Here is a 14,142-nt window from a genome sequence, read left to right on the forward strand (position 1 = left end):
ATTCCTATTGTATGTTAAACCCACTCACCGTTGTAATTGACACGATAGCCATCAGGTGTAGTCGTATTGATTGCGAGTGCACCAGAGCTATAGGCATAGTACCATTTACCAGATACTTTCATCCAACCAGTTTTCATTTCCCCTGAGTCTTGAAGGTAGTACCAGCTACCGTTATCTTTGAGCCAACCAGTCTTCATTGCGCCTGAGCCGTCGAGGTAGTACCAACTACCGTCTTTTACCCAACCTGTTTGCATCCAGCCAGAGTTGTCAAAATGATACCAAACACCATTGATTTTTTCCCAGCCGTTAGTTGTATAGGAACCGTCGGCGTGTTTATACCACCAACGAGAACCAGATTGTACCCAACTACCTGAGATATTAGAATTCGAACCTGATTGAGTTGAGGTGTTAGTATTTGAATTTGTTGAAGGATTTCCGATAGTCACCTCTTTTCTAACTTTAAAGACACGTTTTCTGTTATCAACTGAGTGATCGTGTGGAGAGCCAGCCTCTCCAGACATCTCCAAGATATATGTTCCATCAGGGAACTGTTTTGAAACAAAAATATCACCTTTAAATTGGTTGCTATAAATTAAAGGTAGAAGAAATTGGTCACTGACCTCTTTGCTTAAACCACTAAAAACGACAGCATTATGACTTTGATAAACAACTTTTCCACTAGCTTTATCAATTAGAGTAACATTTCCTCTAGCTGCATTATCTCCTCCGTGTTGTAGTGGCTCTGAAAGTCTGCCTTCGAAGCTAAGTCCAAAATAATCAATTTCAACCTTTGTAATTGTTGCTTCTATTTGTTTTTCAGTACTCGTATTCGAGATAGCATTTGCTTGATTAGTTGATAAGACTTCTAGTTTGGTTACATAAGTGTAAAAAGGTGCTCCTTTCCCTACGTTTTCTCTAACATCGACTGTTAGTTTGTAACGAACTCCGTCTAATTCAAACTTCATGGTATAGATACCATAATCTGTTGCTTTAAAGACAATTGTTTTACCTTTAAATGTAGCAATGCCGTTGGATTCAAAACTTGCAAATTGCTTAGAAAATTCTTGTCTATAAGCATTATCTACCCAATCAACCTCTGTAAATTTAGCATCACCATCAGAAAATGCTCCAAGTTGTGCTTTTCTTTTTTCTACAAGCGTCACATCTGTTGCGACTAAATCTGTATCACGATAACCAGGAGCAGGTTCTTCAACATAAGCATTAGCTGCAGGAGACCAGAACTTGACCATCGGGACGCCACTTGCTGCATTGACACTTGAAATTGTAGCTCCTGTTGCTAGGAGTGATAAAACTGCTGTAGTCGTTAAAACGATTTTTTTCATAATTTTTGTATTCCTTTTCTTTTTATCTATTTTTTATAATCTTATCCTATACCCATTCTCCATTGTAATTGACGCGATATCCGTCTGGTGTAGTCGTATTGATTGCTAGGGCACCAGAGCTATAGGCATAGTACCATTTCCCAGATACCTTCATCCAACCAGTTTTCATAGCGCCTGAGCTATCAAGATAGTACCAGCTACCGTTATCTTTTAGCCAACCAGTCTTCATAGCACCTGAGCCGTCGAGGTAGTACCAGCTACCGTCTTTCACCCAGCCAGTTTGCATCCATCCTAAACTATCGAAGTGATACCAGACTCCGTCGATTTTTTCCCAGCCGTCACTCGTGTATGAGCCGTCATTATGTTTAAACCACCAACGTCCGTTTGATTGAATCCAACTTCCGAAGTATTGGGAATGCTCGAACCAACTTCTTAGTTGATTAAGAAATTCGGCAGGGTCATTGGTCTCATCGTCTAGTCTCTGACTTGAATTTGTATTTGCAGTTTTGGTTTTATGAGTTCCGATGGCCTTCAAGTCTTTGTCAAAAAGATTCGCCTTAGTCGCAAATGTTTGAATCTGAGAAGAGTTTACTTCTGTGTATTGAATGGCTTTTCCATAACCACCAGCTAATTCTTCAGAGCCACCAGATGATGTTCCAAAACTTTGAGCAACGGTAACCCACCCATTTTGAGTGACAGGATTTTCAAAAGCTGCCAACCCCATATAGGTCAATTCTGGATTAATTAAGGATTCGTAGTGTCCGGTTTGACCAGAGACACTTGCCCCACTACGAGATTTGACGTAATTTGCTTTTTCCTCATACCATTGATCAATAGCGGCCATAAACCCATCATAGTTCCAAGCTAAGTTTTCGGCTAGTGAAAAATTTCCTGAAGGCCAGGCACTCCAAATATCTTTATTAGATAAACGTTTATGGTTCATAGTTACAGAAGCTTCTGCTGCACGAGAAAAGGCTGTTTTCTCTAGTGCAGTTGACCATTTGATGGGAACGTAGCTACTGACTATTCCTTCCGTAACAGCTTCTTTTCTGATAGCATTTATACGGTCTAAAATAGCTTGTTTGTCTGGCGTCAAGAAATTTCCTTCAATTCCAACGAAGCTATTACCAGCAGAATTGATATTTACTTCAGAGTTCATGATATGATAAGATTGACCATTGATTTCTTGAGTGGAAACCAGTCTATCATTAGCGGCTACTGATTGTGGTGCAAGCGTTCCAGCTCCTAATAATGAAAGTGCTAGTACTGTAGTAAGTGTGAATTTTTTGGTTTGTTTGTTCATTTTGTCTCCTCTTGATTTTTCTTATAAATGTTTTTATGATAAGCGAGTTCTACCATCTCCTTTATAATAATTTACATCTAGTATACTAAGAAACTTTATTAAATTTAAAAAAACTACGAAAAAATACGTTTTTCTATATCAACACCCCAAAATCAAGGTGAAATAGAACGTTTTCGTAGTTTTTCTCCTATTTGCTTATGATTAGTGTATAATGTAAAAGTGAAGTTAAAATAAAATAAGGGAGAAAGTTATGTCTACAAATTTCGGCCCCGCGCTTAAAAAGATGAGAGAAGAGAGAGGATTTACTCTAAAACAAGTAGCTGGTACAGCGATTAGCCCTAATAATTTAAGTAAGTTTGAAAAGGGCGAAGCTATGATTAAAGCAGATACTTTCTTTAAAATCTTTGAAAATCTGAATATTGTTTCTAATGAAGACATCATCCTTGTGGTTTCCATGCAAAATGAAGAGACAACCAAATTAGTCGAACATAGAAATGATCGAACTTTGGAGTCTGATGATGCCAAAGATACAGTCAAAGATGATGAAAATCCTTATGTTAGAAATTTCCTTCATCTACTAACTCTCATATCTACTGAAAAAATGCTAACTGAAGAGGATTGGGAAATTCTTGAACAACTAAAAGAGCAGTTGTTTTCTATGGATTACTGGTTACCTTTTGATTTTCATGTATTTCAACGCTTAGGCACTTTATTTGATTTTCCTCTTGTAATGTATCAACAAAAAGAAAAAGAAGTTTTTGAAATTCTTACAAGTAGCCTTCCTTTAGCTACAAATCAAACCCATATGTTGGTGGATGTACTTCGAACAATTGTTAAATACTATTCTGAAAATGCTTATTATGATTTGGCACAACAATTGATAGATAAAATTGAATTGTATCGTATAAAGTATTGCAGGATTTTTGTCCATACTGGTTACTATTTACCTCTATATCCTTTTATGACTATCAAGATGTATGAGGTGTATAATCTTCTTAGACAAAATAAAATAGAGGGGATAAAACTAGGACATCAGATTATCCAACATCTTGATACCATGAAAGTCTTATTTCCAGAAAATGAAATTTTATCCTTAAAAAACTCCTTCATCAAGGAAGTTAAAGAACTCAATAACACAGGGATTCCATTCCCCTAGAAAGGTTATAAATGAAATCATATAAGAAATTTACGATTCTTGCTCTGGCTCTTCTTGGATTTACTAGCCAAACAGTTCTAGCTAATGATGCTAGTCATTCTACGAATAACTCTACCGGTAGTTCAGCTACTAGCTCTGCAAATGCTTCTCAAGCAACTACAGAAATCCAGCCAACGACTCCTAGTTCGAGTGAACAGGAGACAAAGCCAACTCTTCCTACTGAGTCTAAGCTACAAACTGGTTGGGTAAAAGAAGATGGGAAGTGGACTTATTATAGTCAAACAGGTATCAAATTTACAGATACTCTTTATGAGGGCTACCTATTTGATAAGAATGGTTACTTACTTGAAAATAGCTGGTATCAGATGGCTAACAAGTGGTACTACGTCAATGGTTCAGGAAAATATCTGTCTAACCAATGGAGTCAAATCAATGGTAAGTGGTATGCATTTGATCAAAATGGTACCATGATGGCTAATACCTGGAAGGGAAATTATTACCTGAAGTCTAGTGGGGCTATGGCAGATAAAGAATGGGTGTACGATCCTAACTACTCTAGCTGGTTTTATCTCAAGTCAGGCGGACACTATGCCGAACAGCAATGGGTTGGCTCTTACTATCTAAAATCTGGTGGTTACATGGCTCACAAAGAGTGGGTTTATGATCCAGATTATCAAGCTTGGTATTATCTTAAAGAAGATGGCGTTTATGTTACTGGAACTTATACTATTAATGGAAGCAGCCATTTTTTCAAAGATAATGGTAAATGGGTGCAAGAACTTCCAAAAGGATTTGAAAAGGGGCACTATAGTAAAACTATTTTCCTAGATCCAGGGCATGGTGGACGTGATTCGGGTGCTTACTATTATGGAATAGCTGAAAAAGATTTGAATCTACAGGTCTCTCGTAAATTACGGAAACGTTTAGAAGAACTTGGCTATACAGTTCTAACATCTCGTGATAGTGATGTGGATGTTGACTTTGTGACAGAGCGATCTCGTATGGTAAATAAAACGAATGCAGACTTCTTTATTAGCATTCATTTTAACGCTACTGGAAATGACACAACACTGAATCTGGGAATACAGACTTATTCTTATAAGGAAGAAGCGGGTTACCCGAGCAAGATTAATCAATACTGGCATAATAATCCAGACCGTATAAGTGAAAGTAATCGTTTGGCTGCTGACCTTCACTCCTCTCTCTTGACCGAGACAGGTGCTAGAGATGCTGGGCTTCTGCAAGCCACCTTTGCTGTTCTTCGTGAGACTGCGAAACCTGCTGTGTTATTGGAGTTGGGTTATATGGATAATCCAGAAGAAAACCAACGAATCCGTAGTGATCAATACCAAGATAAGTTAATTGAAGGCATTATTAAAGGAATTCAAAAATATTACGCTGGAAATTAAGAAACTAGATCAAACTAAGCTTTGGAGATTTTCCTAGGCTTAGTTTTTTTCATTTGTAATGCTATTCATAACATTAAATTTTCTGAAAATTTATTAAAAAATGAGTGAAAACGTGGTATAATGAGACGTAAAATTAATTCAGGTTTCCTGAACCGATAGGAGTAAACAATGAAAAAACTAGGTTTTGTCCTTTTATCTTCAGTCTTGCTATTGACAGCTTGTGCTGTTAGGTTTGAAAAATCAGCAGATACAACCGATTCGTCTAAGGTGACAGCCTTGTCTGAAGACAAGCAGAAAATGCTTGATAAGGCCACTGCGGAATATAAGACTTTTGTGCAAGAGCAAATCGATAAACTTTTGACAGATACGGAAGGCTTTGTCAAACTTTTGAAAGAAGGTAAGTTAGAAGAAGCTAAGAAGGTTTATCCACTGATTCGTATGTCCTATGAGCGTTCAGAACCAATCGCTGAGAGTTTTGGTGAGTCAGATGTCAAGATTTACTTCCGTTTGGCAGACTATATGGACGAAAACAAGGCAGAGGAAGGTTGGTCAGGTTTCCATCGTATCGAGCGTATCCTTTGGGAAGACAATACCACTAAAGGAACTGAAAATCTAGATAAGGAAGAGTAAATCTGCTCTAATAAAAAAACTTTGTTCTCTAGAAACCATCGTGTGGCTAGCTAGAGTGCAAAGTTTTTTTGAGTTTGGAACATGAAAACAGCAGTTCATTTCAAGAAACAAAAAAAAGAACAGCCGAAGCTGTCTTTTTATCATTATTTGAGACCGTATTTTTTGTTGAAACGATCCACGCGTCCATCTGCTTGAGTGAACTTTTGACGTCCAGTGTAGAATGGGTGTGAGTCTGATGAAATTTCCACACGGATCAATGGGTAAGTTTCGCCTTCGAACTCAACAGTTTCGTTAGAGCGTTTTGTTGAACCGCTAAGGAATTGGTAACCAGTAGTTGTGTCCATGAAGACAACTGGGCGATATTCTGGATGGATATCTTTTTTCATTTTGCAATATTTCCTTTCTGCCATGGTCTCTTTGCGAGCCATAGATTGTTACCATACTAGTCTATCAGATTCTGAAAAGTTTGGCAAGTATTTTATCAGTTTTTAAGCAAGTTTTTTAACTTTTGGTAGATGATTTCGTTTTCTTCTAGGCTATAGGAATTGGCACCACTTGCTAGAGGGTGGCCTCCACCATCATGTTCCTTGGCAATTTCATTGATAGGATGGATTTTACTGCGTAAGCGAACACGGTAGTGACCATCAGCCTGTTCGACAAAAATTCCCCAAAGACTAACACTGTCAATGCGTCCAGGTGCACCCACAATAGCTGCAGTTTCAGCATCGCTAACATTGAATTGTTTCAAGATTTCTTGACTCAGGATAACGCGAGCGGCACCATTCTCATCCACTTCCAGATGGTCGTAGATGTAGCCTTGAAGTTTAGCAATTTTGTAGCTCATAGTGTCCATTTTGCGAGTAAGAGCCGAAAAATCAAAGTTCTGTTCTCTCAGAGAGGCAGCCAGGCGGAGGGTGCGTGCAGTGGTAGAAGGGTAGAGGAAACGACCTGTATCACCAACAATTCCTGCAAAAAGTAGCTCAGCAGCTCGATCTGACAAGGCCAGTTGGGTTGTTTGGGCAAATAGGGTAATCATCTCGCTAGCACTACTTGAACTAGTATCGACCCAAGACATGTCACCGTATACATCATCATTTGGATGGTGGTCAATCTTAATGAGAAAATCACCTTGACTATAGCGCTTATCATCGATTCGAGCAGTATTCGCCGTATCACAGACGATGACAAGGGCTCCTTGGTAGACACTATCTTCAACGAGATCCATTTCCGCCATCCAGGTCAAAGTTGGTTCATTAAAACCAACGGCTTTGATGGTTTTTTCTGGGAAATGATGTTTGAGAAGAGTTTTCAATCCCACCTGACTGCCCAAGGCATCAGGGTCTGGTTTCATATGACGGTGAATGATAATCGTATCGTATTCTTTGATTTTTTTTAAAATTTGATGGCAAATGTCCATAAATAACCTCAATTCTTTCTCATTTCATTGTAGCACAAGAATTTTTATTTTTAAAATGAAAAAGATGTGATATAATGGAGAAAGATAAATTGAGGAGGACGATATGGCATTAGCAAAAATTGTATTTGCCAGTATGACCGGTAATACCGAAGAAATTGCAGATATTGTAGCAGATAAATTACGTGACTTGGGCTTGGATGTCGATGTTGATGAATGTACAACTGTTGACGCTTCAGACTTCTTGGAAGCAGACATCGCTATCGTTGCGACCTATACTTATGGTGATGGTGAATTGCCAGATGAGATGATGGACTTCTACGAAGACCTAGCTGACCTCAACTTGAATGGCAAAATCTACGGAGTGGTTGGCTCAGGAGATACCTTCTACGATGAGTTCTGTAAGGCTGTTGATGACTTTGACCGTGTTTTTGTGTCAACAGGAGCAGAAAAAGGTTCAGAATGTGTCAAAGTTGACCTTTCTGCCGAGGAAGAAGATATTGAACGCTTAGAACAATTCGCAGAAGAATTGGCTGCTAAAGTAGGATAAGTATAAAACTGCGCTGATGTAATCAATCAGTGCATTTTTTCTTATCGTGAGTTGGGATTTTACTAGCCTATTTGGTGGCTTTTTGATACAATAATTCAAATAAAGGAGGAGACTGTATGGATTTAGATATTATTCGTCAAGAAATTGATCAAATCGACGACCAAATTGTTAAACTGTTAGAAGAGCGAATGCACTTAGTTGAAGGGGTTGTGGCTTATAAGAAAGCTTCGGGTAAACCGATTTTAGATACTAAGAGAGAAGCGGTTATTTTTGAAAAGGTTAGAAGTCGTGTAGGAGATAAGCGCTATCAGGAAACTATTGTCGCGACTTTTTCGGACATACTCAAACGTTCGCGTGATTATCAGGATCAAAATATCAAATGAAAAAAGAACAATTTTATCCGCTAGGGATTTTTCTAGCTGCTATGTTGGGTGGATTGGTTCGCTACCTAGTTTCCACTTGCTTACCAGCCAGTCCTGACTTTCCTTGGGGCACTCTCTTTGTCAACTATCTGGGAATTTTCTGCCTGGTTTATCTTGTTAAGGGATATCTGGTCTATAAAGGAACCAGTAAAGGCGTTATTTTAGCACTGGGGACGGGGTTTTGCGGAGGTTTAACAACCTTTTCTAGTCTCATGCTTGATGCTGTGAAACTGCTTGATACAGGGCGTTATCTTAGTTTAGTCCTGTATTTGCTTTTGAGCAACGGTGGAGGACTGCTTTTAGCTTACTATTTAGGGAGGAAGAAATGGTAATCGTCTATCTTGCAATTGCTTGTGGTTTCGGAGCTTTAGTGCGCTATTTCTTTTCCCGCTATAATCAAGCATTTAAATTGCCCCTTGGAACGCTCATAGCCAATCTTTTGGGTTGTTTTTTGATTGGATTATTCTACAATCATGTGGAGTCTAAGGAAGTCTATGCTATTTTGGCAACTGGATTTTGTGGAGGTTTGACAACTTTTTCGACCTTGAATGACGAACTCCAAAGATTGCTAAGTGATAAGAAGGTCTTTTATTCTTACCTGACTTTGACCTACTTAGGTGGTTTAGTTGCAATTTTTTTAGGAATTCTGTTATAAATTTCTTTACTTTTTTATGGAAATTTGGTAAACTGTATCTTGTGTGTAATGGACGCACAAAAATACAGTTTATCCGCTGAGGAAGATTCCTCAAGATTGACAAAGATAGGAGAATAAAATGAATCCATTAATCCAAAGCTTGACTGAAGGTCAACTTCGTACAGATATCCCATCATTCCGTCCTGGTGACACTGTTCGTGTACACGCGAAAGTTGTCGAAGGTAACCGTGAACGTATCCAGATTTTTGAAGGTGTTGTTATCGCACGTAAAGGTGCTGGCATCTCAGAAAACTACACAGTTCGTAAAATCTCTAACGGTGTAGGTGTTGAGCGTATCTTCCCAATCCACACTCCACGTGTTGAAAAAATCGAAGTTGTTCGTTACGGTAAAGTACGTCGTGCGAAATTGTACTACTTGCGTGCTCTTCAAGGTAAGGCAGCTCGTATCAAAGAAATCCGTCGTTAATTCGACTAAAAAACTCTGCTTTTCAGCAGAGTTTTTATCTAGCTCCCTTAGTTCAATGGATATAACAACTCCCTCCTAAGGAGTAGTTGCAGGTTCGATTCCTGCAGGGGGCATTAATTAGATATCAAAAACCGCTCAGCTGAGCGGTTTTCGTCTATTTCTTCCTTTTACAGTACCCATGTACGGATAGCATGGGCAACGCCAGATTCATCATTAGATTTAGTGATGTATTTGGCGATTTTTTTGATTTCTGGATTTCCGTTTTCCATGACTACAGGGTAGCCAACGACTTCCAGCATGGCGCGGTCATTTTCTTCGTCACCGATAGCCATTGTTTCATCTTTGGTCAATCCGAGTTTTTCAGCTAGGTGAGTGATGGCTGAACCTTTGTCCACATTCTTTTTAAGGAGTTCGAGGTAGAAAGGAGCAGATTTGTTGATGGAGTAGCGCTCATAAAATTCGGCTGGTATCTTTTCAATCGCAGCATCGAGAATCTCAGGTTCATCGATAAACATACATTTGACGATTTCCTTGTCAGCCATTTCTTCAGGAGTACGATAGAAGATGGGCATGCTGACGAGGGTTGATTCGTGCACAGTGTATTTTCCGATATTGCGATTGGCTGTGTAGATGCCGTCCTTAGTAATAGCGTGCATGTGGACACCGAGCTTACGACTGAGAAATTCCATATCCAGATAATCCTCATAGGTCAAGGATTCGCTGATAATCTCATGTCCTGTAGCAGTTTCTTGGACAAGGGCACCATTGAAGGTCACAACATAGTCACCCTCGTCTCTCAACTGCAAGTCGTCCAGAAGTTTGGCAACACCTGCGATAGGGCGGCCAGTTGCAATGACGACTTTGACACCAGCTTCTTTTGCATCTTGAATGGCAGAAAAGACTTCAGGAGTAATCTCCTTTTGGCTATTGACTAGGGTTCCGTCAATATCGACGGCGATTAGTTTAATACTCATAAATTTCCTCTTCTAGTTTTTATTTGGGGTAAAATGGTCGTTCTCAATCAAGTGTAAAAATTGCTGGGTGATACTTGCGAAGATGCTGTTTTGGTCCAACATTTCTTTTGGAAAATAGAAACGATTATCTCCGTGGCGACTGCCAGCAAGGGATTGGACGATAGGAGAAAGGCTAGAGAGTTCCGCCAGTTGACCATTTTTTTGTAGAATCTCAATCTGTGTTCGTGGATTCTCAGATTCGGGACGATAGATATCATAAGGGAGGTCAAAATTCTTATGAATGGCAGTGTAGTAGTCGGGATCAAAGCCGATATCCTCAACCAATTTTCTCATGCTAGCGAGTTGGTCTTGGTCTTCTTGTGAAAAGGTAATGGATTTAAAGACCTTGCGGTTGACAAAGCGTTGCGATAAGTCAGCAAGAATCTTGTCAGGACTGGTCATCCAGAGTTGGAAATAGGTATTCATCACACCATCATCCAGAGCCAGATAGTCAGACAAGGTCACATTTTTTTCAAAGAAAGGCAGGAGATGTGGGGAAGTTCGTGCAAAGAAGTCTTTATCCTCAGGGTAGAGTTCCTTGGCGCGCTTGAGGAGATTCTGTAGGAGAACTTCCATGGCGCGTGTTGCAGGATGAAAATAAACCTGCATGTACATCTGGTAGCGACTGAGGACATAGTCTTCGATGGCATGCATGCCATTGCGCTGAAAGGCGATACCATTTGCGACAGGGCGAATGACTCGGAGGATGCGAGTCAGGTCAAATTCTCCATAAGATGCTCCTGTAAAATAGGAGTCGCGCAAGAGATAGTCCATGCGGTCTGCATCAATCTGACTAGAAATGAGTTGCACGACCTGCTTGTTAGGATAGGTATGGTCGATGACACTGGCTACCTTTTCTGGAAAATCTGGCGCCACTTGTAGAAGAACTTGGTGAATCTCCGTTTCAGGACTTTGGATAATCTCCTGAGTAATGGCTTCGTGGTCTGTATCAAAGAGATGTTCAAAAGTATGGGAGTAGGCACCATGTCCAAGATCATGTAGGAGAGCAGCGGTCATGGTCAAGAGAGACTCGGCAGGATTCCATTCTTCAGGATATTTTTCTTCAAAAATCTCTGTGATGCGTCGTGCAATTTCATAGACTCCTAGACAGTGGGAGAAGCGGCTGTGCTCCCCGCCGTGGAAGGTATAACTGGAAGTTCCCAGTTGCTTGATCCGGCGCAAACGCTGAAATTCTTTTGTATTAATCAAGTCATAGATGATTTGATTATCGACATGGATGTAGTTGTGAACTGGGTCACGGAATACTTTTTCGTTCATATGACCATTATAGCAAAAAGCTAGAGTTTTTGGTAAAATAGTAGGACAAGAGACAAGAAAGAGGACTTGATGTGAAGATTCGGATGCGAAATACGATTCAGTTTGATGAGCAGTTGGAAGTGATTGACCAGCTTTATGACGTGGAAGTGCATGAAAAAGGAGATTATAGCTACCTGCTTTTCTATAATGAGGAAAAGGAAAAAGTAGTGATTAAATTTCATAGTCAAGAACTGGTGATGAGCCGTTTTTCCACTCCGAAGACCATTATGCGCTTTTTAAAGGATAGTGATAGTTTAGCCTATATTCCCACACCTATGGGCATGCAGGAGTTTATCATCCAAACGAACCGTTATGAAGTTGATGGACAAAAGATTCATTTAGATTATCAACTACAAAATCAAGAGGGGCAACCCTTTGCCCGCTATCAATTGGAAATTACTTGGGGTTAGTCACTTGTCTTTTTCAAATTTTGCTAGCTATCTTCTCGGATTGGCTTCCTAGTGTGGTAGATTAGGCTAATTTTTGGTATAATAAAAGTTATGGAAATCGAAAAAACCAATCGTATGAATGCGCTCTTTGAATTTTATGCAGCGCTTTTGACAGATAAGCAAATGAATTATATCGAGCTATACTATGCAGATGACTATAGTCTTGCTGAAATTGCAGAGGAGTTTGGTGTCAGTCGTCAGGCTGTTTATGACAATATCAAGCGGACAGAAAAGATTCTGGAAGATTATGAGATGAAATTGCACATGTACTCGGACTACATTGTCCGCAGTCAAATTTTTGACCAGATTTTGGAGCACTATCCCAAGGATAACTTTCTGCAGGAGCAGATAGAAGTTTTAACAAGCATTGATAATAGAGAATAAGAGGAAGAAAAATGGCATTTGAAAGTTTAACAGAACGTTTGCAGAACGTCTTTAAAAATTTACGTAAAAAAGGAAAAATTTCAGAGGCTGATGTCCAAGAGGCAACCAAAGAAATTCGCTTGGCCTTGCTTGAGGCCGACGTTGCCTTGCCTGTTGTAAAGGACTTTATCAAGAAAGTTCGTGAGCGTGCAGTCGGGCATGAGGTCATTGATACCCTAAATCCTGCGCAACAAATTATTAAAATCGTTGATGAGGAATTGACGGCTGTTTTGGGTTCTGATACGGCTGAGATTATCAAGTCACCTAAGATTCCTACAATCATCATGATGGTTGGTTTGCAGGGGGCTGGTAAAACAACCTTTGCTGGTAAATTGGCCAACAAACTCAAGAAGGAAGAAAATGCCCGTCCTTTGATGATTGCGGCGGATATTTACCGTCCTGCGGCTATTGACCAGCTGAAGACCTTGGGACAACAGATTGATGTGCCGGTTTTCGCACTTGGGACAGAGGTTCCAGCTGTGGAGATTGTTCGTCAAGGTTTGGAACAAGCCCAAGCCAATCATAACGACTATGTCTTGATTGATACGGCAGGTCGTTTGCAGATTGATGAGCTTCTGATGAATGAGCTTCGTGATGTAAAAGCATTGGCTCAACCAAATGAAATTTTGCTCGTGGTTGATGCCATGATTGGTCAAGAAGCGGCCAATGTTGCGCGTGAGTTTAATGCTCAGTTGGAAGTGACTGGGGTTATCCTTACTAAGATTGATGGGGATACTCGTGGTGGTGCGGCCCTATCTGTTCGTCACATTACTGGAAAACCAATCAAGTTCACTGGTACAGGTGAAAAGATTACGGATATTGAAACCTTCCACCCAGATCGCATGTCTAGCCGTATCCTTGGTATGGGGGATATGCTCACTTTGATTGAGAAAGCTTCTCAAGAATACGATGAGCAAAAAGCCCTTGAAATGGCTGAGAAGATGCGTGAAAACACTTTTGATTTTAATGATTTCATCGATCAGTTGGATCAGGTGCAAAACATGGGGCCAATGGAAGACTTGCTCAAGATGATTCCAGGTATGGCCAACAATCCAGCCCTTCAAAACATGAAGGTAGATGAGCGCCAGATTGCTCGCAAACGTGCTATTGTTTCTTCTATGACGCCTGAAGAGCGTGAAAATCCAGATTTGTTAAATCCAAGCCGTCGTCGTCGTATTGCCGCAGGTTCTGGAAATACATTTGTCGAAGTCAATAAATTCATTAAAGACTTTAACCAGGCTAAACAACTCATGCAAGGTGTTATGTCTGGCGACATGAACAAGATGATGAAGCAGATGGGAATCAATCCAAACAACCTTCCTAAAAATATGCCAAATATGGGAGGAATGGATATGTCTGCCCTTGAAGGAATGATGGGACAAGGTGGTATGCCTGACCTGTCAGCTCTCGGAGGAGCAGGAATGCCAGATATGAGTCAGATGTTTGGTGGTGGACTCAAAGGTAAAATTGGTGAATTTGCTATGAAACAGTCCATGAAACGCATGGCTAACAAAATGAAAAAAGCGAAGAAGAAACGTAAGTAAGACAAGGGAAGGCCGCAGGGCTTTCCTTTTTTAGAAAGAAGAAAAATG

Annotated in this window: 16 protein-coding genes, 1 tRNA gene and 1 pseudogene; 12 read left to right on the top strand and 6 right to left on the bottom strand. The window is 40.0% G+C overall.

Going from position 1 to position 14,142, the window contains the following annotated elements:
• Positions 1-14 precede the first annotated feature (14 nt).
• Both QS39_RS06810 and QS39_RS06815 read right to left on the bottom strand, forming a co-directional pair.
• Complete coding sequence (locus tag QS39_RS06810; protein WP_180375016.1) at positions 15-1,343, bottom strand: N-acetylmuramoyl-L-alanine amidase family protein; 1,329 nt, start codon at positions 1,341-1,343, stop codon at positions 15-17.
• A gap of 46 nt (positions 1,344-1,389) precedes the next feature.
• The gene (locus QS39_RS06815) at positions 1,390-2,646 is read right to left on the bottom strand and encodes a CAP domain-containing protein (protein WP_077805025.1); all 1,257 of its coding nucleotides are present in this window, start codon (positions 2,644-2,646) and stop codon (positions 1,390-1,392) included.
• 250 nt (positions 2,647-2,896) lie between these two features.
• Here QS39_RS06815 and QS39_RS06820 point away from each other — a divergent pair, with 250 nt between their 5' ends.
• The 3 genes and pseudogenes from QS39_RS06820 to QS39_RS06830 all read left to right on the top strand — a co-directional run.
• Positions 2,897-3,802 carry a helix-turn-helix domain-containing protein gene (locus QS39_RS06820; protein WP_077805026.1) on the top strand — a complete coding sequence of 302 codons (906 nt, stop codon included), beginning with the start codon at positions 2,897-2,899 and terminating at the stop codon, positions 3,800-3,802.
• 11 nt (positions 3,803-3,813) lie between these two features.
• On the top strand, positions 3,814-5,211 hold the full coding sequence (locus tag QS39_RS06825) for an N-acetylmuramoyl-L-alanine amidase (protein WP_077805027.1): 1,398 nt from the start codon (positions 3,814-3,816) through the stop codon (positions 5,209-5,211).
• Between the two features lie 168 nt (positions 5,212-5,379).
• Positions 5,380-5,823, top strand: a pseudogene (locus QS39_RS06830) (imelysin family protein); the annotation flags it as partial.
• A 161-nt stretch (positions 5,824-5,984) separates the two neighbouring features.
• On the opposite strand, the gene QS39_RS06835 reads toward QS39_RS06830, so the two are convergent.
• Positions 5,985-6,227, bottom strand: coding sequence for a type B 50S ribosomal protein L31 (locus tag QS39_RS06835; protein WP_000710764.1), 243 nt, complete (start codon positions 6,225-6,227; stop codon positions 5,985-5,987).
• A 95-nt stretch (positions 6,228-6,322) separates the two neighbouring features.
• Entirely contained in the window at positions 6,323-7,258 is a 936-nt protein-coding gene (locus QS39_RS06840; RefSeq protein ID WP_077805029.1) for a DHH family phosphoesterase, read from the bottom strand.
• Positions 7,259-7,361: 103 nt separating this feature from the next.
• Here QS39_RS06840 and QS39_RS06845 point away from each other — a divergent pair, with 103 nt between their 5' ends.
• The 6 genes from QS39_RS06845 to QS39_RS06870 all read left to right on the top strand — a co-directional run bounded on the left by QS39_RS06845 (position 7,362) and on the right by QS39_RS06870 (position 9,461).
• Positions 7,362-7,805: a flavodoxin gene (locus QS39_RS06845; RefSeq protein WP_001162128.1), complete on the top strand. Its 444-nt coding sequence runs from the start codon at positions 7,362-7,364 to the stop codon at positions 7,803-7,805.
• A 116-nt stretch (positions 7,806-7,921) separates the two neighbouring features.
• Complete coding sequence (locus tag QS39_RS06850) at positions 7,922-8,188, top strand: chorismate mutase (protein ID WP_000362436.1); 267 nt, start codon at positions 7,922-7,924, stop codon at positions 8,186-8,188.
• Positions 8,185-8,559 carry a fluoride efflux transporter CrcB gene (crcB, locus tag QS39_RS06855; RefSeq protein ID WP_077805030.1) on the top strand — a complete coding sequence of 125 codons (375 nt, stop codon included), beginning with the start codon at positions 8,185-8,187 and terminating at the stop codon, positions 8,557-8,559. The genes QS39_RS06850 and crcB (QS39_RS06855) overlap by 4 nt, the downstream gene beginning before the upstream one ends.
• On the top strand, positions 8,553-8,882 hold the full coding sequence (gene crcB, locus QS39_RS06860; RefSeq protein ID WP_077805031.1) for a fluoride efflux transporter CrcB: 330 nt from the start codon (positions 8,553-8,555) through the stop codon (positions 8,880-8,882). The genes crcB (QS39_RS06855) and crcB (QS39_RS06860) overlap by 7 nt, the downstream gene beginning before the upstream one ends.
• 118 nt (positions 8,883-9,000) lie before the next feature.
• A complete protein-coding gene (rplS, locus tag QS39_RS06865) occupies positions 9,001-9,348 on the top strand; it encodes a 50S ribosomal protein L19 (protein WP_001068669.1) in 348 nt (115 codons plus the stop codon).
• Positions 9,349-9,389: 41 nt separating this feature from the next.
• A tRNA-Arg gene (locus tag QS39_RS06870) sits at positions 9,390-9,461 on the top strand.
• A 54-nt stretch (positions 9,462-9,515) separates the two neighbouring features.
• Here the strand turns inward: QS39_RS06870 and yidA are convergent.
• The gene (yidA, locus tag QS39_RS06875; RefSeq protein ID WP_077805032.1) at positions 9,516-10,322 is read right to left on the bottom strand and encodes a sugar-phosphatase; all 807 of its coding nucleotides are present in this window, start codon (positions 10,320-10,322) and stop codon (positions 9,516-9,518) included.
• Positions 10,323-10,334: 12 nt separating this feature from the next.
• Positions 10,335-11,639 (bottom strand): HD domain-containing protein, encoded by a 1,305-nt coding sequence (locus tag QS39_RS06880; protein ID WP_077805033.1) that lies wholly within the window; start codon positions 11,637-11,639, stop codon positions 10,335-10,337.
• A gap of 71 nt (positions 11,640-11,710) precedes the next feature.
• Between QS39_RS06880 and QS39_RS06885 the strand changes: the two genes are divergently transcribed.
• From QS39_RS06885 to ffh, 3 genes are all read left to right on the top strand, one after another.
• Entirely contained in the window at positions 11,711-12,088 is a 378-nt protein-coding gene (locus tag QS39_RS06885; protein ID WP_077805034.1) for a YwiB family protein, read from the top strand.
• A 90-nt stretch (positions 12,089-12,178) separates the two neighbouring features.
• Positions 12,179-12,511, top strand: coding sequence for a putative DNA-binding protein (locus QS39_RS06890; RefSeq protein ID WP_077805035.1), 333 nt, complete (start codon positions 12,179-12,181; stop codon positions 12,509-12,511).
• An 11-nt stretch (positions 12,512-12,522) separates the two neighbouring features.
• On the top strand, positions 12,523-14,094 hold the full coding sequence (ffh, locus tag QS39_RS06895) for a signal recognition particle protein (protein ID WP_000863612.1): 1,572 nt from the start codon (positions 12,523-12,525) through the stop codon (positions 14,092-14,094).
• The last annotated feature ends 48 nt before the right edge of the window (positions 14,095-14,142 follow it).

The sequence above is a fragment of the Streptococcus mitis genome (genome assembly GCF_002005545.1).
GTDB lineage: Bacteria > Bacillota > Bacilli > Lactobacillales > Streptococcaceae > Streptococcus > Streptococcus mitis_I.